The organism is Collinsella aerofaciens (assembly GCF_025289055.1).
GTDB lineage: Bacteria > Actinomycetota > Coriobacteriia > Coriobacteriales > Coriobacteriaceae > Collinsella.
The window spans coordinates 1-611 of the sequence record NZ_JAESIQ010000054.1; the positions used below are offsets into that span (position 1 = coordinate 1).

1 protein-coding gene is annotated in these 611 nt (G+C 65.6%); it reads right to left on the reverse strand.

Annotated features, from left to right (window positions below):
* Nucleotides 1-69 precede the first annotated feature (69 nt).
* On the reverse strand, nucleotides 70-611 hold a 542-nt coding region (locus JMJ97_RS09465; protein WP_260700114.1), incomplete at its 5' end, for an IS3 family transposase.

Below are 611 nucleotides of genomic sequence, written 5' to 3' on the forward strand. Positions count from 1 at the left end.
GGCAGAGGGTCATGCGCGACCCCGAGACCGCCGAGTACGCCGAGAGGGCCAGGGGTGGATTGGCAACATCTATTTGGACGATTCCGGGAGGGACAGCCCCGCTTCCCTGAACTCGACCGGCGACATGTAGCCCAGCGTCGAGTGGATCCTGAAGTTGTTGTACCAGTGCACGTAGTCCGAGAGCTTGGCCCGGAGCTCGCACGTCGTGCCGAACGTCTCGCGGTGGACGAGCTCGGCCTTCAGTATCCTGTTGGTCGACTCGTCGACGGCGTTGTCGTAGGGGCAGCCCTTGGCCGACAGCGACCTCTCTATGCCGAAGGCCTCGAGCATCAGGTCGATCTCGGCGTTGTCGAACTCGCTGCCGCGGTCCGTGTGGAAGACCTCGATGTCCGAGATGGGGAAGGAGAGCGTCGCGAACGCCGACTTGACCAGCCGGGCGTCCTTCCTGGGCCCGGCGGAGTGGCCGACGATCTCCCTGTTGTAGAGGTCGACGAGCAGGCAGACGTAGTTCCACGAGGCCCCGACGCGCACGTAGGTCAGGTCGCTGCATATATGGGTGCGCGGCGCCCTGCCGCCGAAGCCGCGCGCGACGACGTTGGGCACGTCGGCCT